Origin of the sequence: Candidatus Protochlamydia sp. W-9 (genome assembly GCF_001950615.1) — a bacterium.
Taxonomy (GTDB): Bacteria; Chlamydiota; Chlamydiia; order Chlamydiales; family Parachlamydiaceae; genus Protochlamydia; species Protochlamydia amoebophila.
Map to the genome: position 1 here is coordinate 1 of NZ_BCPZ01000303.1, position 18,461 is coordinate 18,461.

The following is an 18,461-nucleotide window of genomic DNA, read 5'->3' on the forward strand; positions in this document are numbered from 1 at the left end:
TTTAATCGTTTAAATTTATTTTTATAATTGAAATGAAAATTTAAAAACAAAATTTATTAAAAAAAATTAACAAAATTAATAAGAAATACGAATTAAACTGATTTTCAACGCATCAAATTATTTTTGAAATTCAGAAAATAATTAAACAGTGAGAGATAAAATTAGACAGAAAACACTTTGGATAAATTCTCATGAAAAGTGTATTTGCAATAATTAATGTTTTTCTTATAAAGATGCGCAACGATATTTGACTTCCCTAGAATGTAAAATTGAAACTGGGAAAAGGAGCAAAAGAATGCGTATTGGCGTTATTGGTATTAATCACAAACTAGCAGATTTAAAATTAAGAGACGCACTTGCTAAAGCTTGTCAAAAGCGATTTGGAGCTAATCAATCAGTTCATGATCAACACCATTTTATCTTACTTTCTACCTGTAATCGCACCGAAGTTTATTTTAGTTCCCATGATCTTACAGCTACCCATTCCTATTTATTAAATATTTTACGACAAGATGTAAAAGAAGACTTTGATCATAAACTTTACTCTTTTTTTGGTATTGATTGTTTTAGCCATCTTACACGTGTGACGTCCGGACTTGATAGCGCTATCGTCGCCGAAACAGAAATTCAAGGCCAAGTAAAAAATGCGTACAATCTGGCAACAACTTTTCTTTGTCTGCCAAAAGAACTTCATTTCCTCTTTCAAAAATCAATGGGAATTGCTAAAAGAATCCGAACTGAACTACACTTAGGAAGGGGGTTGCCTAATTTAGAACATGCAATCCTTCAAACTGGAAAATATTTTTTTAGGAGTACTCAACAGCCAAAAATTCTTTTTGTAGGCGCCTCAGAAATCAACCGAAAAATTCTACAATTTTTGAAATCCAAACAATATTCAGATATGACGATTTGTAATCGTTCGGAAATTCGCTCCAAAGAATTAGCTATTCTATATGGATTGCATCTTCTTTCGTGGTGCCAACTCGATTCATGGCATCAGTATGATTGGATTATATTTGGAACAAAATCTTCTGAATATTTAATTAAACCTGAAAAGAACTTTACCCCAGCTGATAATGATAAACTGATTATGGATTTATGCGTTCCACGCAATGTAGAGCCAAAACTTGGCCAAAATGCCAAAATAACTTTATTAAATATTGATCAAATTAATCGCCTTCTTAAAATTCGTCATCGTGGCATGACACAAGCTCTCATTGAAGCTGAAAATCGCGTTAACTTGGCGACTCATGAACATACTAACCGATACAGGCAAAAAGAAGATTCTAAAATCACAATTTTTGCAGCATCTGCTTAAAAATACTTTCTTTTGGGAGGAAAAAAACTGTTTAAACGATAAGCGCGAATGGATTTATTTGTTAAAAATTTGCAAGTTTTTGATTTCTTGCAAATTTTCATAACTTATCTGATTAAAAATCAGCTTTTCCAGGGTGCCTTGGGAAAGGAATGACATCACGTATATTTTCCATTCCAGTTGTAAATTGAACTAAACGTTCAAAACCCGCACCAAAACCAGAGTGAGGAACACTTCCGAATTTACGAAGTTCTAAATACCACCAATATTCTTCTGCTGGTAAATTGAATTCTCTTAATTTTGACTCTAATACACTAAGCCTTTCTTCACGTTGACTACCTCCAATAATTTCTCCCACTTTTGGGACGAGAACGTCCATCGCAGCCACGGTCTTATTATCTTCATTGGTACGCATATAAAATGCTTTAATGTCTTTTGGATAATCTGTCAAAATGACTGGCTTACCAAAAAATTCTTCTGCCAAAAAACGCTCATGCTCAGATTGCAAATCTAATCCCCACTTGACCGGATACTCAAATTTTTTATCCGCTTTCTCTAAAATTCTTACAGCATAAGTATAAGAAGCTCTCTCAAATGAAGTGTTAATGACATGCTCAAGTCTAGAAATTAAATCTGTCGCAACGTGCTTGTTGAAAAACTCCATATCTTCCTGGCAATTGTCTAAGACATATTTTAAAATATACTTAAGATAATCTTCCGCACAGTCCATATTATCGTTTAAATCTGCAAAAGCCATTTCGGGTTCAATCATCCAAAATTCTGCTAAATGACGGGAAGTATTGGAATTTTCTGCCCGAAATGTTGGACCAAATGTATAAACATCTGATAACGCACAAGCATAAATTTCTCCATTTAGCTGCCCAGAAACTGTCAAATAAGTAGGCTTGCCAAAAAAATCTTGTGTATAATCGATTCTTCCTTGTGGTGTTCTAGCAGGGTTGTTTTGATCTAACGTCGTCACTTGAAACATTTTACCCGCCCCCTCACAATCAGACCCTGTAATAATTGGAGTATGGATATAGAGAAATCCGCGTTTTTGAAAAAACTGATGAGTTGCAAAGGCTAATGCATTACGAACTCGTGTGACAGCTCCAATCGTATTAGTGCGAGGTCTAAGATGTGCAATTGATCGCAAAAATTCAAAAGTATGCCGTTTTTTTTGCAAGAGATAAACCTCAGGGTCACATTTTCCAATAATGGTAATCGCTGTTGCTTGCATTTCTAAATTTTGTTCTTTACCTGGGCTTTCTACAATTGTACCTATTGCTGAAACAGAAACTCCTGTTGAAAGTTGGTTAATTAGTTGATCATAACCCGCTATATCTGGAGTCGCTATAATTTGAAAATTAGAAAGAGTAGAACCATCATTGATTTCAATAAAAGTAAAGGTTTTTTGATTACGAACAGTTCTCACCCATCCTTTTAATGTTATATCGTGTCCGATCAAAGCACGAACTTCTGGAGTCGTGCCTCTAAGGCTTTTAATTTTTGTACGCATGCAAATTTACCCCACTACATTTTATTCGATTATTAATCTAAATTTTTTTGCTGATTTTTTTTCTTCAAATTTGAAGAAGTTTTAAAAATATTTACCAATTGAATTTAGTAAAAAAAGAAAAAAGCACAAAAATTTATTAAGCAAATTCTTTCAATTTTTGAATTTCTTTTTCCCATAGATCTACACCCCCTGGGGTTTCGAGATATTTGGGCAAATGTCTTGTTCTAGAATCTTTCATTAAAAATTCGAAGCTTTCCCACCCAATTTTTCCTTCACCCAAAGGTTGGTGACGATCAACCCTTGAACCTAAATCTTTAGAAGAATCATTAATATGAAATGCATAAAGGTAAGGCAAACCAATGATTCGATCAAATTCTTTTAATGTAAAATCCCAAGCTGAAGACGTGCGTATATCATATCCTGCTACAAAAATATGACAGGTATCAATGCAAACTCCAATTGGAAGTTCATCTTTCACTCCCTTAATGATATAAGCAAGCTGTTCAAACTTATGTCCGACAGAAGTACCTTGTCCCGCAGTAGCTTCAAGAAGTAAACGTAAATTGCCTTGAATAAAAGGGCGTACTAACAATAAACTTTCCACAATAGAATCTAAGCACTTCTGCACATCTTCTCCGAGTGAAGCACCTGGATGAAAATTTAAATAATTTATACCTAATTGTGTACATCTAATAACTTCTTCTTGAAAAGCTTGCCTACTTTTCAAAAGATTTTCTTGATTAGGGCACCCTAAATTGATCAAATAACTATCATGACTCATTAGATGAGTAAGATTTGTCTCTTTAAGAGTACTTTGCCATAATTCAATATCATTCGTTGTAAATTGCCGACCTTTCCACTGTTTTTGATTACTTGTAAAAAATTGAATAGTTGTTGCCCCAATTTTTTTTCCTTCTAATAAAGCACGGTAAACCCCACCTGCTGCAGAAGTATGTGCGCCAAGCAGTAAATTCGAATGACTCATAAAATTCCTTATAATAATAACCCTGAAGGCTAATCTCCTATCAAAGGAGCTTGTTGTTTTTGAATCTGTAATAAATAAAGCTTGAGATCTTAACAAGGTAAAGTGTTCTTGACAAGAAAAGGAACCGTCTCTTTTTAACTCTTACTTGAATTCTATAATTAAAGATTGCAGTCGACTTTGTTTCATGATAATTTACACTGTTCTCAACATGAAGATCTTCAACTTAAATAATTTATACTCATTTCTAACCCATCTTCTATGAAATATAAAAAATTTATAAAGAACACTAATGACTGATTCTACTCATACAATTTTTCAATCAGCTAAACGTTTTTTTTCAGGAACTTTATTAAGTCGTTTATCTGGTATGGTACGCGATATCAGCATGGCTTATGCCTTTGGAACAGAAGCTTCTATTGCATCATTCATGGTAGCTTACCGTTTGGCTCATTTATGTCGCCGCCTATTTGGAGAAGGCTCTTTACAATCTGCTTTTATTCCCGAATTTGAATCAATTCGTCATCGTGATACGGAACGTGCATTTCGCTTTTTTAGAGATTTAGTAATTTCTTTAACGCTTTTTTTAGTTTTTTTTGTTTTATCTCTTTCTTTAGGAATAGGGGCTTTTTTAACATGGGGAAATCCAACAAATGACACAAAAGAAATTCTGAGCCTGACATTATTAATGCTTCCTAGTCTATTATTCATTTGTTTATTTGGATTAAATGCATCTTTGCTACAATGCGAAAAGATCTACTTTACCCCTGCTGTTGCGCCTTTAGCTTTTAATTGTGCGTGGATTGCAGCTGTGTGGATTTTAAAATCCTACAAAATTCCAGAAGCTATTTCTTGGCTAGCTCTTGCAGTCATCATAGCCTGCTTTTCTCAGTGGCTTGTTACAATTCCCCAAACATTGTCTATTCTCAAAAAAAATTTATCAACACCTCTTTGGGCAGAACTTAGAAAAAGTTTTTTTCCTACAGATGTTATCAAACTTGGAAAACCTTTTTTACTTGGAATGGTTGGAGTAATGGCTTCTCAAATCAATGCAGCAATCGACGCCATATTTGGAAGGTACGCTGAATTAGAAGGGCCCGCCTTCCTTTGGTATGCAATTAGAATTCAGCAACTTCCCTTAGCACTTTTTGGTATCGCTATCGCAGGAGCTCTTTTACCCCCTTTGACACGTGCATTAAAAGCACAAAATTGGGCTCTTTATTATCAATTTTTAAATGATGCAGTTCTTTATACATGTACAATTATGATTCCCTTTACTGCTGCACTTTTCGTGCTAGGGTATTCAAGTGTGAATCTTATTTTTGGTCACGGCAATTTCCATGCTTCTTCTGTGATTGGCACGACAAAATGTTTGTGGGGCTATGGAATAGGTTTATTACCAAGCACCTTAATTCTATTACTTGCGCCCGCATGTTACGCGCAAAATAATTATCGACTCCCAGCTATCGCCTCCATTTTAAATATGATTTTAAATTTTTCTTTGAACTATATATTTATTATTTTTTTCGGATGGGGAGCAACGAGCGTTGCCGTTGCTACGAGTTTAAGTGCATGGGTGAATGTATTTTTTCTTGGAATTTTTCTTAACAACAAAGAAAAAAGTTGGCTGATTTTTAAAACTAATCCATTTTTTCTAAAAATATTTTTCATAACCTTCATTGCCTTTATAGGAACAGAAGCGAGTAAATATTTCTTTCATCAATCTACAATTTTAAATGTTTTGAATTCAAATATTTTCCTAATTCCGTTTAGCGAACAACTCATCGAATTAATTATTCAACTAAGTATTTTTATTTTTTTTTGGATATCTAGTTGCTGTTTATTCGGTGTTTCTTTAAAATTTCATTCGTCGGGGCCTAATTTTATGTTAAAAACTTAAAATTGAAGCTATAAATACATTTAATTTGACAACAAGTGTTGTTTGTAATTAGGAAATTAAATTAATTGTTTTTTAAAAATTTTGACTTTATGTTTTTTTAAAACATAAAATGTCTTTTAATTAATATAGGAAATAGTTATGCAAATTATTCACGATGCTTTAAATGGCTTTTATAGTTGGTACACTGAAAGTGACTATGAAAAAATTAAACGCCAAGACGAAAAAATTAAACGCCAAGCTGCTTTTTTAAGTGAAGAACTACTGTCAGTAATAAATGCCATTGTCGAGGATTGGTTAAAAAAATATAAGAACAGTATGATTACTGGATCGACGATAGATGTACTAGATCATAGCCAGCACAATTTTTCCGCCTTAGTTTATGTACGCGAGGCAAAATCGTGGCAACGTCACCTAACTGCAATCGAACGTTTAGACCGTACAAAACTTTCAAAAGAAGAAGCTTTGTTTGTTGATAAAACTAAAAATAAAGTATCTGAAGTTTATGACATGTCTCAAAAACGTCAGTCATTAATTACACAACACGAGTTTGCATCAAAATTTTTTCCAGGCCGTTTTGAAGATCACTTCGATAAAGAAATAGATAAAATTCGAGCTAATTATATTCCTTTCGCTAACGAGTGGCAAGAAGAATTAAACCAAGACCATACAAACATCGTTAGAAACCAACAATTAGCTAATGTTATCAACGAACTTTGGAAGGACTGGAATCATTTGTGGGTTTTCACTGAATTTCCAGACGCAACCCCTACGACCGAAGGCTGTTTGCTCCAGGTAGTAGGTAGAAGCACTACAAATCCTAAGGATGAAGTAACCGAGACAATATTTAAAGTTAACCATGTTACCAAAGGTGTATATGAAATTATTTGCACCATAGAAGAAAGTATTAATGTGATTGATTCGTACTTAAAGGTTAGAGTTAGTGAAGTAAAAGTTGGTCATAAACTTTTAGGTTATTCTCAAATCGGATCATCAGGCGAAAAAGTTACAACTTCTAAAGAAAGCTTCATGAATCGAGTTATCGCAGAAGCAATTAGACGGGTTGATAGCAAAAAAGAAGTTTTAAATCTTATTATGGATGTAGAATTCCCAGAAAAAAATGGGATATTAGTAACTACGCCTGTACAAGAGACAGAGCGTAAGTAAGTCCTTTAAATAGTTGTCCAACCTATAAGATTACAATTAAATCGCTATATAAATTTTAATCTAAAATGCTTAGACAACTCTTTATTAAATTTAGAATTTTAAGAACAAGGTCAATTGTTGATTAAGTTTTATCCCTATTCCGTTAGTCCTAACTTATAATGCTCAACGCCGATTATAGTCGCAAATAAAATAGCTGATCATGCTAATAGAGTTAATTAACTTCTTCAAAAAAGAAAATCTTTTTTCACTGCTTGAGAAAGCATTTTTGTCTAAAGGTGTGATTGAACCTTTCAATAGAGCTTACTTTTTCCGCTTCCTTTCCAACTAAGTCGGTATTGCGTCCAAAGAATGACTTCGCCACATTGAGAATTCATGTGTATAAAAGACAGTTTTTTGAGTTTTCTGGCAATTTTCTTATCAGACATTCCGCAGCTTTTCGCGTTTACTTCTCGTTGCGCATGCCTAAAACTTGCCTCATAGCAGAGTGAAAACAAACCACAGCCATTGTTGATTATCCTTATTCCCCCATAGCTCCCCATTGCTCATCTAACTTGATAGCAGCGACTTGAACCATCTATCTCTGCACTCGTTACAGTTGCATTCAAGCTTACTGGGAATTCTCCCATGATTTCATAAATAAATTGTAGAAACTACGGCATGCTAACATTAAAATGCGGCAAACACATTCTAATGTTACCCGTTCGAGGAGTATTTGACGAATTAAGAATCGCCTCTCTTCATTAATTAATTTTTATAGTCGTATTTCTCTTACTTTTTCTGCGAAAATATCCTAAATAAAATGAAATACATCTCGCCAAATAGATAGAAAAACTTCAATCACAATTAAACAAATAATTGTCCATTCTAATCGGCTAGAATGCTGATGATTAAGTTCGTTTCCGAGCATTTCAAACAATTCATGCATGACATCTAATCTTTGATTTAAGACTTCTACTCTTGTATCAATATCTAGATAATTATTTGTCATTGCGTAAAGCGGTTCTAACTCAGAATATTCCCAAAAAAATTCTGGTGTATCCAAAATATCTAGATGTAAGTTGATGGAGTTACGCTCTATAAATAATGCCCCCATCTTCTTTCTAATTTCTTTTCTTGAAAGAGGAATTTTTCCCTGCTTTGCCAAATCTTGAGGAATTCGCTTAGTGAATTGAAATGTGCGACGAATTGCATGCTCGAAAGTCCCTAACTTAACAGATTGGGCTAATCCGTGAGAAATGGCCAAGCGATTTAAAACATCTCGATTAGGAAGAATAATTTCATCTTCAATAATTTTTGGAACGTCTCCAAATGTAAAAGTAAATTCATCAATATCCATTTCTTCCGGAATTAATGGCTGCTCTTCATAAGCTTTAGCTTGATCTAAAAATTGTTGACATTGATCTGGAGTTACCCCCCAACAAACAGTAGCTCCATAAGAAAAATAAAATATATCCCCGATCGAAATTCCTGGTATGGGAAGATGAACTACATCACGATAAAGAGTAGCTCCTTGGTGTTTTAAACTTTCAAATAAGGGTTTAATTTGATAGGAAGATGCTGTGCAATAAGCGAGACAATCCATATATGCCATTAGTTATTTATATTTTATGCCATTTAGCAAAAGCTTTCATAATTGATCGATAAACATCTTAATGATGCAGTACCAAAGACTAATTGCTTTGAATGAATAAAGAAAAACAGAGTTTTAGTTGAAAAGTTGCGAAAGAGGGGACTTGAACCCCTACGAGGAAACCCTCACTACCACCTCAAAGTAGCGCGTATACCAATTCCGCCACCTTCGCATAGATAAGAAAAAAATTTTAACACTTTTAAGCTATAGAGGCAAATAGATTTTACTGTTTTTGCATAGTTTCTTTGCAATATCTCTCAATTTTGTTTTTTGTTTGAGAAAAAAGAGTAATTTCAGTTAATTCTTGATAATTTTTACAATTCAATAATTGATATAATACATTTATTTCGTTTTCATGTAAATGGCTGGCTCCCATAGGATAGTGTAAACGGCAAAATACTTCCCCTCGAAAAAAAAAAGCTTCTTGATGAAGTGGTTGTAGGCAAACACTGCAGACCAAAGGATGGGCTAAAATTCCTTCATGCTTTAGTAGTTTTAAACGGAAGCTTGTGGTTAAAATATCCGGAAATTTGGTTTGGGGAATTTTTTTCAAATAAATTTCAGTCAAAGTAAAAAGTTGAGGAGCAGGCTTTCCTACTAATTGCGTTTGGTAAAGAAGCTGTATGATGTCACAAGCAGCATTTAAATGACTGAGTTCGGTCCGTAAATGACGGTAAAAATCTAAAATTGATATTTCATGACAATTAAAAATTTCACCCTTTTGTTCTTTATAAACCAATTCAACCTTTGTTAAAGGCGTGTAATGACTCTTTGCCCCTCCTCTTTTATTTCGACTCTTTTTGCATAAAACTTTGATTAAGCCAGCTTCCTTAGTAAAAATGGCTACAATCTGATCATAATCACGAAAAGGAATGACTTTTAAAATAATACCTTCAGTCGTTTGAAATTCGGATAACATATAGCAATACTTTTTGACTTATAATCTTCAAAATTCTATAGTCTAATCTCTTAGCTGTTAAAATGCATTAATTCTTATCGCACCGATAGCTCAATGGATAGAGTACCCGGCTTCGAACCGGGTGGTTAGAGGTTCGAGCCCTCTTCGGTGCATAGTACATCATAACGTGAAGATTCCTCCTATATCAATTTTATCTCACACCTCTGAAAGCTATGCCAACGCGATTAGTCATAAACTTGGTAAAGGCTTTCAACACGCAAAACTCGTTTATCAAGAATGGTTTCGCAGAGGTAATATCAGCGGACTAAATCCGGCATTTAAAAATGCTCAAGCCCTTTTACAAAATATTCTTTCTCTAACCGATTTCTCTTTTTTACCCATTTCACAAAATTTGACAGATGGTCAAACAGGAAAATTTTTAATTAAAACTATAGATGACTTAGATATCGAGTCTGTATTAATTCCCATGCAAGCAGGTGGGACTCTATGCATTTCCTCACAAATCGGATGTCAAATGGGATGTGCATTTTGTGAAACAGGTCGAATGGGTCTTTTGAGAAATTTAACGACCCAAGAAATTCTCAGTCAACTTTTCATTGCGAAATTCCGTTTACATTTTTCAGTTAGAAATATTGTTTTCATGGGAATGGGAGAACCTTTTGATAATTATGATACTGTCATGCATGCATTTCGCATTTTAACAGATTCCCATGGATTTGGTTTGGGAAATAATCGTATTACTATTTCCACAAGTGGTTGTTTAGAAGGAATTTACCGATTATTGCAAGAAACAACCCCACTCCCTAATTTAGCGGTTTCTTTAAATGCTCCCAATGATGAGTTGCGTAACAAGCTCATGCCTATTAACAAAAAATATCCCTTAAAAGAGCTTTATCAAGCTATCTATGATTTTTGTAAACAAACTAGTAAACAAGTTTTAATTGCTTATGTTCTCATTAAGGAGCAAAATGATTCAATCGAGCACGCTAAACAATTAACCAATTTTTTATCCGGACTCAATGTTAAAATTAATTTGATTCCCTACAATCCCCAAAGTCGTGACCGATTTCAATCTCCTGAGCAATCCACTCTTGAAAATTTTACCAGTTATCTTCGAGAAAAAGGATTTTATACACTTCTAAGGCAAACTAAAGGACAAAAAATTATGGCAGCTTGTGGACAGTTAGGCAACCTTGAGCTGAAACGTAAAAAACCCTTTATTCTGCCGATACTAAAACAATAAAAAAGTTAGATTGACTATCAATTCTTAAACTTTTTATCATAAAATCTAAAGAATAAACACCTACCGTGTATGGATCGATTTCTCTTTGCAATGGCAAATTAGAGTGTTATAATAATATTGTAAAGGCCGAGTATTGGTTGCCTTTTTAGTGAGACTTGGATAATAGGTAATTTTCTTTCCAAACTTACTTTAGCTACTACAAAACTAAAACGTCAAGGTTAACTCATTGAGGTACGTATGAATCGCAAAGCAAAAGCCTTAGAATTTGTAGATACTGAATATAATGTTAAAATTACAGGTCGGCATGTCGAAATTACAGATTCCATGAAAAGTTATGCCATGGAAAAAATTTCTAAGATTGAGCGATTCATGGATCGCATCATTGATGTGAATGTGATCATGGATATCCAAAAAATTGACCACAAAGTAGAAATTATCTTAAAAGCAGGGCATACAAAAATCCAAAGCCAAGCAGCAACACCTGATATGTATGCTTCAATTGATAAAGCGATTGCAAGACTTGAAGCTCAAATTCGTCGTTACAAATCAAAAATTCAAGACCATCACGCAAAAAGCTTAGCTATTATTGATATGAATGTAAATGTGCTTCGCAATCCTAGTGCTGAAGAGGAAATGGAAGAGGAGGAAAGTGAATTTTCTGCTTCTGTCACCAATGGCCACATTGTTGGCGGGCATGAAATTGTCAAACGAGAAACCCGCCCTCTTAAAACCTTGACATTTGATGAAGCTATTATGAAAATGGAGCTTTCTCAAGATGTGTTTTTGATCTTCAAAAATGAAGAAGATCAAAAATTGAAAGTGATTTACAGACGTAAAGATGGTCACTATGGAATTATTGATTTAAACAGCTAAATGATCTATGCCTAATCAACTTTTCTGTTCTGTTCGAAAGAAATGGATTTTAGAAACACCTGAAGAGAAAGTTAGGCAATTGTTAATCAGTCATATGACGCAGAATTTGGGTTATCCGATAGGAAGTTTGGCTCTAGAAGTCACTTTAAGTCAAATGCCTCATCTGCGTCATATTCCCCCTCAACAAATTCCTAAAAGAAGGGCTGATCTTGTTATTCTCACCCCTCACCTTCATCCCTCTTTTCCTCTTTATCCTTTGTTATTGATCGAATGTAAAGCTGTCCCTCTCACAGATAAAGCTATGCGCCAAGTCATAGGTTATAATCAATTCCTTCAAGCTTGTTTTATTGGATTGGCAAATCAAGACGAAAAAAGACTTGGTTGGTACGATCCTCAACAAAAAGATTATCAAGCTATTACAAATATTTTTTCTTATCCTTCTCTTCTGCAGCAAGCAAAATTATCCCTTATCGATCCGAGGCATAATAAATTAATATTCGATCATTCGGAACTAATAAAATGAGCAAATGAAAAATTAAGCTTTAAAAAGACTTTGTGGGAATAATGGCGGCGATTCAAAGGGCTCGTTGAATCTGGGGACCCGGCCCGAACAGATGAAATTCTATTCAACAAACATCCCATACTAACTTGAATTTTTTAACCGTAATAAATAAAAATATATTTGCTTTTTGTTCCAGCTAGATAACTAACTTTATCCATCACTTGTTCAACAAACTGAAAATTGTTCATTTAAGTGATGGAATTGAAATCAATTCCTTTACTGGTTTTTTACTATTTAAAAAAATTTTTTCAACTACCGATTGATAAGAGCATTTCTCTTTTTAACTTTAATTGCATATTTAATTTCACTAATATTGATTGTATATAATATAATTAAAAACTATTTAGCTAATTTAAAGGATAATTATGCATATTTATAATCCAAGTTTTAATCCTAGTAATTTCATTGCCAATACGAATATTCATACTTACTATCGATCGAACAATCGTTTAAAATTTTCTGAACGAATTAGTTTATTATGCAAAAAAATTTTTCAGTCCTCCCTGCACCCATTTTTTACCTATATCAATAGAGATCAATTTCAGTCTCAATAGAGAGAGATTTTTTGGGGGCGAAAGGAGATTGTTATTTCTAAAAGAACTCGCACTCAGGAAACTTTTGATAATCTTAAGGATGAAAACAAACTCTTAGTAACTTCTTTAGCTGCCATAGAAGAAATTGAGACATCCACAATTCAACCTTCCAATCCTCTGCCTTTCCCCCAAGAAGAATTTAAACTGAGCTTTCAGGATGAAACATCTCTAATCATCCCTAGTTCTCAACTATCTTTGTTAATGGAAAAATCGCTCTATTTTAAAAGTCTTTGGTCGGGAAATTTTCAAGAAACTCTTCGAGATCCTCTTACTTTGACACAAAAAGAGTTTATTCATCTGCTTAACTGCCTAATGGATGCTAATTTTAAAGTTCCTTTGGAAGATATCCCTTCTTTCATTCAACTAGCCGATTATTATCAACTGACGGAAGTTGTGAAGAATTTAGAAGAGCAGTTGCTTGACACATATAAATCCAAGAAATTTGAGCTATTTCATTCTAGCGAAGATAATCTAGTGGAATTAAAAGAAGTTTTAAATTTTGCGCAGCAATATCAATTAAATACTTTAAAAAATTATTTAGAACTTACAGTTGTGAGTTCATTATTAAACCAGACTTCCCAATTAACGGAATTTGAAAAAATTTTAAAGCATTTCTCAAATGAGATAGAAAGACTCGATTTTTTAGAGAATGATTATTTGACTGACACCCATCTCTTAGTTTTAAAAAATTGTAAAAATTTAAAAGAGCTTTATCTTCAAAGATGCCACAATCTCACGGATGCTGGATTAGCACATTTAGCCCACTTACTGGCTTTGCAGCATTTAGATTTAAGTGAATGCAATAATCTTACTGATGCTGGATTAGCGCACTTGACTCCCTTAGTGGCTTTACAGCATTTAAATTTGAGCTATTGTAAGAATCTCACTGACGCTGGATTAGCACATTTGACACCTTTAGTGGCTTTACAGTATTTAGATCTAAGTGGATGCGATAATCTCACGGATGCTGGATTAGCGCATTTAACTCCCTTAATGGCCTTGCAGCATTTAGGTCTGAGTGCATGCGATAAGCTCACTGACGCTGGCTTAGCGCATTTGACACCCTTAGTAGCTTTACAGTATTTAAGTTTGAATGGATGCGATAAGCTTACTGACGTTGGATTAGCGCATTTGACACCTTTAGTGGCTTTAACGCATTTAAATCTGAGTTGGTGCGATAAACTCACCGATGCAGGATTAGCACATTTAACTCCCTTGGTGGCTTTACAGTATTTGAAACTGCTTTGGTGCTGTAAGCTCACTGACGATGGATTAGCGCATTTGACACCTTTAGTGGCTTTACAGCATTTAGATTTATCTAGTTGCCATAATCTCACTGATGCTGGATTAGCGCATTTGGCACTCTTAGTAAATTTACAGCATTTAAACTTGAGCTATTGTAGAAAGCTTACTGACGTTGGATTAGCGCATTTAGCCTCTTTGCTGGCTTTACAGCATTTAGAGACCTAAGTGGATGCGATAAGCTCACTGATGCTGTGCTGGAATAACGCATTTGGCTCCCTTAGTGGCTTTATAACATTTGAATGAGATTATGCCCTAACCTCACATGCTGGGATAACGCATTTTACAACTTTGGCTTTAAATCGTTTGGAGCCGCGTTGGTACAAAAAATCCCAGTGACATTAGATACAAAAATATTATTCGCTCTGAAAAAGCTAATAAAATTTTAAAATTACTAGTGCTGAGCGGTGAGTAAAACGCGCAATCGTAGTGGGCAAAGTATATTCCTTATTTTGCTAGGTTAGAAATGTTGTTTACGTGTTTTGAATGCTTGAAATACCACATTTAATCTATTTTATTCTTTAAGAAGCAATGAAGATTATATTGATCTAAAATGCAACGAAAACGCCTTAGCTCTTGCTTGTATCCCCTTTTTACATTTATTTTTCGTTACTGCTGATTAACTCATGAATTAGATTTAAACCCACCGTAGAATTAGTATGGATTTTTTAACCATAATAGTTAAAATATATTTGCTTTTTGCTCCAGCTGGATAAATAACTTTATCCATTTTTTGTTCAACAAACTGGGAATTGCTCATTTAAGTGATGAAATTAGATATTTCTTTATGGATTTTTCATATTTGAACAAACCTCTTCAACCATCGATCGAGCAATTTTCATTTTAAATCTAATTGCCTATTTCAATTTCACTAATATTGATTGTATTATAGCTAAAAATTATTTAGCTAATTTGGAGGATAATTATGTATATTCATAATCCAAATTTTAAACAACCTACTCTCATTGCCAATGCAGATATTCACTTTTACTATCCATCAAACGATTGTTTAAAATTTTCTAAACGAATAAATTTATTATGCAAAACAATTTTTCAGTCCTTCCTGAACCTATTCTTTAACTATATCAATAAAGATCAGCTTCAATCTCAATGGAGAGAGATCTTTTGGGGGCGAAAAGAGATTGCCACAACTTGTCCAGAATCTAGTGTATCTTTATCAAGCTCGACTCATCAAACTTTAGGTTTTGTCCTCCCTTCTTCAGAAAAGGCTCGCACTCAGGAAACTATTGATAATTCTAAGGACGAAAACAAACCCTTAGTAAATTCTTTAGTTGCCATAGAAGAAATTGAGGCACCCACAATTCAACCTTCCAATCCTTCACCTTTTTCCCAAGAGAAATTTAAACTAAACTTTCAGGATGGAACTTCTCTAATTATCCCTAGTTCTCAACTATCTTTGTTAAGGGAAAAATCGCCCTATTTTAACTGTCTTTGGTCGGGAAATTTTCAAGAAACTCTTCGAGATTCTCTCGCTTTGACACAAAAAGAGTTTACTAAACTGCTCAATTGCCTGGATGACGATTTTAAAGTTCCTTTGAAAAAGATCTGTCCTTTCATTCAACTGACCAATTATTATCAACTGACAGAAGTTGTGAAAAATTTAGAAGAGCAGTTGCTTAATGAGTATAAATTACAGAGATTTGAGCTATTTAATTCTAGCGGAGATAGCCTAATAGAATTAAAAAAACTTTTAAATTTTGCGCAACAACATCAATTAAATAATTTAAAAAATTACTTAGAGCTCACTGTTGTGAGTGCATTATTAAACCAGACTTCTCATTTAACGGAATTTGAAAAAATTTTAAATCATTTCTCAAATGAGATAGAAGGACTCAATTTTTCAAAGAATGCCCATTTGACTGATGCCCATCTCTTAACGTTAAAAAATTGTGAAAATTTAAAAGTGCTTCACCTTCAAGCGTGCCACAATTTCACCGATGCTGGATTAGCGCATTTGACTTCCTTAGCAAATTTACAGCATTTAAACTTGAGCTATTGTAAAAATCTCACTGACGATGGATTAGCACATTTAGCTCCCTTAGTAAATTTACAGCATTTAGATTTAGCTAGTTGCCATAATCTCACTGGTGCTGGATTAGCGCATTTGACTCCCTTAGCAAATTTACAGCATTTAAACTTGAGCTATTGTAGAAAGCTTACTGACGCTGGATTGGCGTATTTGGCTCCCTTAGTAAATTTACAGCATTTAGGTCTGATTGAATGCAATAATCTCACGGATGCTGGATTAGCACATTTGACTCCCTTATTAGCTTTACAATATTTAAATCTGGACTATTGTAAAAATCTTACTGACGCTGGATTATCGCACTTGACACCCTTAGTGGCTTTACAGCATTTAAAGCTATATTGTTGCGTTAGTCTCACTGATACTGGATTAGCGCATTTGGCTACCTTAGTGGCTTTAACGCATTTAGAACTGAGTTGGTGCTTTAATATCACTGACGCTGGATTAGCACATTTGGCTCCCTTAGTAAATTTACAGCATTTAGGTCTGAGTGAGTGCCGTCGACTCACTGACGCTGGATTAGCACATTTGACTTCCTTAGTGGCTTTACAGCATTTATATTTGAATGGATGCGATAATCTCACTAACGCTGGATTAGCGCATTTGACTCCCTTAATAAATTTACAGCATTTAGATTTGAATGGATGCGTTAATCTCACTAACGCTGGATTAGCGCATTTGACTCCCTTAATAAATTTACAGCATTTAGGTCTGAGTAAGTGCCGTAAACTCACTAACGCTGGATTAGCGCATTTGACTTCCTTAGTGGCTTTACAGCGTTTAGATCTGCGTTGCTGCAATAAGCTCACTGGCGCTAGATTAGCGCATTTTAAATTCCTAGTAGCTAAACCACATTTGGATCTGCGTTGGTACAAAAACTCTTAAAATGCTAAATACAGAAATATTATTCGCTTTTCTAAAGCAAATAAAATTACAAATTTCCGAGTGATGTCTAAAGAATAAGGTTTCCATTCTTAGCCAGTAAAGTGTATTCTCCATTTTGCTAGATTAGAAACAGTTGTTTACATATTTTGAATGTTTGAAATACCACATTTAATCTATTTTATTCTTTAAGAAGCAATGAAGATTATATTGATCTAAAATGCAACGAAAAAGTCTTAGTTCTCGTTTGTATCCTCTTTATTTATTTTTCATTATTGCTGATCAACTCATGAATTGGATTTAAACTTACTGCAGAATTAGTATGAATTTTTTAACCATAATAAATAAAAATACATTTGCTTTTTGCTTCAGCTAAATAAATAACTTTATCCATCCCTTGTTCAACAAACTGAGGATTGTTCATTTAAATGATAAAATTGAAATCAATTTCTTTGCTGGTTTTTTCCTATTTGAACAAAATTTTAACTCTTACTGATCGAAAACATAAGCAATTCCTTTTCGTCTACCCCAAGCTACTAGAAAATCATCCAAAGCATATGTGACATGGGTTAACTCATTTGTAGAAAACGCTGGGTCCATACAAAATACTTCTTGTTTTTTTGAATCATACCCTTTCACCACTAATAGGTGCCCTGATTCATAAGGAAGAGCACTGCCTTTTAATGGTCCTTTTACGCTTACTACAACAGGATATCCTTTACGTAATTGATCAACAATTTGATTAAAATTTGTAAAGCGGGCTACAAAGCAATTCCAAGGATTTCCGAGTTTGTGGGAAGCTTGTGCAGTGTTTAAAATCCAGCTCCCATATATATCGAATGCAGAGTCTATAACGGTATCTGCAAATTCAAGCGGTGAGAGATTTAAAGAATTTGATAAAAAACGTATTACAGCAGTTGTAGAAGTTGGCGAGCATAAACGCAAGTGACGTTCATCGGGTAAAGTAATTTGAGAAAGTCCAGCAATTTCTAAGTTAATAAATATATTTTCGAAAGCGGTTGCACTAACTTTATGTGTAGTATGATCTGTAGCAGAAATATGCAACGTTCTAAATTGCTCTAAAGAAGCATTATCTTTCGCTATTACACGAATTCGGAATCCGTTCGCTTTATTGTCTTTTAAAACCTCAACAATATTTTGACAGACTTGTAAGTTTGCTTTAGATAATTTTTTTTTAAATGTATATTGATCATGGGCACCCCAAAACGCATAATCAAGCCATGGAGACCATTCTTTAATAAACAAACTTACTTGAATTAAGTATGACCCCTCTACTGGCCTTTTTGCATCCCAAGATACAATTAATTCATCAAAAGAATTTAATAGCATTTCTTCCCAAACAAAAATATCTTGTTTTTTCTCCGTTACCAAAAGAGATCGATGCATTAATTCACTGGTATAAACTGAGGAAGTTAATAGTATCATTAAAATTGACCAAAAAAAAAATATTTTTCATCAAAAGCCTTGCATTCTAAAAATAAAAATATATATAAGACTATGGATTTATAT

Annotated in this window: 15 protein-coding genes and 2 tRNA genes; 10 read left to right on the forward strand and 7 right to left on the reverse strand. The window is 33.9% G+C overall.

What is annotated here, in order from left to right; genetic code table 11:
• The first annotated feature begins 295 nt into the window (after nt 1-295).
• Entirely contained in the window at nt 296-1,318 is a 1,023-nt protein-coding gene (locus tag BU804_RS08880; RefSeq protein ID WP_075883794.1) for a glutamyl-tRNA reductase, read from the forward strand.
• Between the two features lie 112 nt (nt 1,319-1,430).
• Here BU804_RS08880 and asnS read toward each other — a convergent pair whose 3' ends face one another.
• Nucleotides 1,431-2,834, reverse strand: coding sequence for an asparagine--tRNA ligase (gene asnS, locus BU804_RS08885; protein WP_042281139.1), 1,404 nt, complete (start codon nt 2,832-2,834; stop codon nt 1,431-1,433).
• Nucleotides 2,835-2,970: 136 nt separating this feature from the next.
• A complete protein-coding gene (locus BU804_RS08890) occupies nt 2,971-3,819 on the reverse strand; it encodes a deoxyribonuclease IV (protein WP_075883795.1) in 849 nt (282 codons plus the stop codon).
• Nucleotides 3,820-4,108: 289 nt separating this feature from the next.
• Between BU804_RS08890 and murJ the strand changes: the two genes are divergently transcribed.
• The gene (murJ, locus tag BU804_RS08895; RefSeq protein WP_075883796.1) at nt 4,109-5,716 is read left to right on the forward strand and encodes a murein biosynthesis integral membrane protein MurJ; all 1,608 of its coding nucleotides are present in this window, start codon (nt 4,109-4,111) and stop codon (nt 5,714-5,716) included.
• Between the two features lie 138 nt (nt 5,717-5,854).
• Nucleotides 5,855-6,880: a hypothetical protein gene (locus BU804_RS08900; protein WP_075883797.1), complete on the forward strand. Its 1,026-nt coding sequence runs from the start codon at nt 5,855-5,857 to the stop codon at nt 6,878-6,880.
• Nucleotides 6,881-7,170: 290 nt separating this feature from the next.
• Here the strand turns inward: BU804_RS08900 and BU804_RS08905 are convergent, their stop codons facing one another.
• From BU804_RS08905 to recO, 4 genes are all read right to left on the reverse strand, one after another.
• Nucleotides 7,171-7,419 carry a hypothetical protein gene (locus BU804_RS08905; protein ID WP_075883799.1) on the reverse strand — a complete coding sequence of 83 codons (249 nt, stop codon included), beginning with the start codon at nt 7,417-7,419 and terminating at the stop codon, nt 7,171-7,173.
• A 251-nt stretch (nt 7,420-7,670) separates the two neighbouring features.
• Nucleotides 7,671-8,462, reverse strand: a complete 792-nt coding sequence (locus BU804_RS08910; RefSeq protein ID WP_039356589.1) for an RMD1 family protein — start codon at nt 8,460-8,462, stop codon at nt 7,671-7,673.
• A gap of 136 nt (nt 8,463-8,598) precedes the next feature.
• Nucleotides 8,599-8,682: transfer RNA gene (locus tag BU804_RS08915), tRNA-Leu, on the reverse strand.
• A 51-nt stretch (nt 8,683-8,733) separates the two neighbouring features.
• Complete coding sequence (gene recO / locus BU804_RS08920; protein WP_075883800.1) at nt 8,734-9,429, reverse strand: DNA repair protein RecO; 696 nt, start codon at nt 9,427-9,429, stop codon at nt 8,734-8,736.
• A 79-nt stretch (nt 9,430-9,508) separates the two neighbouring features.
• Between recO and BU804_RS08925 the strand changes: the two genes are divergently transcribed.
• From BU804_RS08925 to BU804_RS08955, 7 genes are all read left to right on the forward strand, one after another.
• Nucleotides 9,509-9,581: transfer RNA gene (locus BU804_RS08925), tRNA-Arg, on the forward strand.
• A gap of 14 nt (nt 9,582-9,595) precedes the next feature.
• Nucleotides 9,596-10,672: a 23S rRNA (adenine(2503)-C(2))-methyltransferase RlmN gene (gene rlmN, locus BU804_RS08930; RefSeq protein WP_075883801.1), complete on the forward strand. Its 1,077-nt coding sequence runs from the start codon at nt 9,596-9,598 to the stop codon at nt 10,670-10,672.
• A 237-nt stretch (nt 10,673-10,909) separates the two neighbouring features.
• Nucleotides 10,910-11,545 carry a ribosome hibernation-promoting factor, HPF/YfiA family gene (gene hpf / locus BU804_RS08935; protein ID WP_011174888.1) on the forward strand — a complete coding sequence of 212 codons (636 nt, stop codon included), beginning with the start codon at nt 10,910-10,912 and terminating at the stop codon, nt 11,543-11,545.
• A gap of 7 nt (nt 11,546-11,552) precedes the next feature.
• Nucleotides 11,553-12,068: a type I restriction enzyme HsdR N-terminal domain-containing protein gene (locus BU804_RS08940; protein WP_075883802.1), complete on the forward strand. Its 516-nt coding sequence runs from the start codon at nt 11,553-11,555 to the stop codon at nt 12,066-12,068.
• Nucleotides 12,069-12,472: 404 nt separating this feature from the next.
• Entirely contained in the window at nt 12,473-12,661 is a 189-nt protein-coding gene (locus tag BU804_RS16770) for a hypothetical protein (RefSeq protein ID WP_075883803.1), read from the forward strand.
• 240 nt (nt 12,662-12,901) lie between these two features.
• The gene (locus tag BU804_RS08950) at nt 12,902-14,170 is read left to right on the forward strand and encodes a leucine-rich repeat domain-containing protein (RefSeq protein WP_445082303.1); all 1,269 of its coding nucleotides are present in this window, start codon (nt 12,902-12,904) and stop codon (nt 14,168-14,170) included.
• Between the two features lie 757 nt (nt 14,171-14,927).
• On the forward strand, nt 14,928-16,934 hold the full coding sequence (locus tag BU804_RS08955) for a leucine-rich repeat domain-containing protein (protein ID WP_075883804.1): 2,007 nt from the start codon (nt 14,928-14,930) through the stop codon (nt 16,932-16,934).
• Between the two features lie 486 nt (nt 16,935-17,420).
• Here the strand turns inward: BU804_RS08955 and BU804_RS08960 are convergent, their stop codons facing one another.
• Nucleotides 17,421-18,377 carry a peptidase C39 family protein gene (locus BU804_RS08960; RefSeq protein WP_079988680.1) on the reverse strand — a complete coding sequence of 319 codons (957 nt, stop codon included), beginning with the start codon at nt 18,375-18,377 and terminating at the stop codon, nt 17,421-17,423.
• Nucleotides 18,378-18,461: the final 84 nt, after the last annotated feature.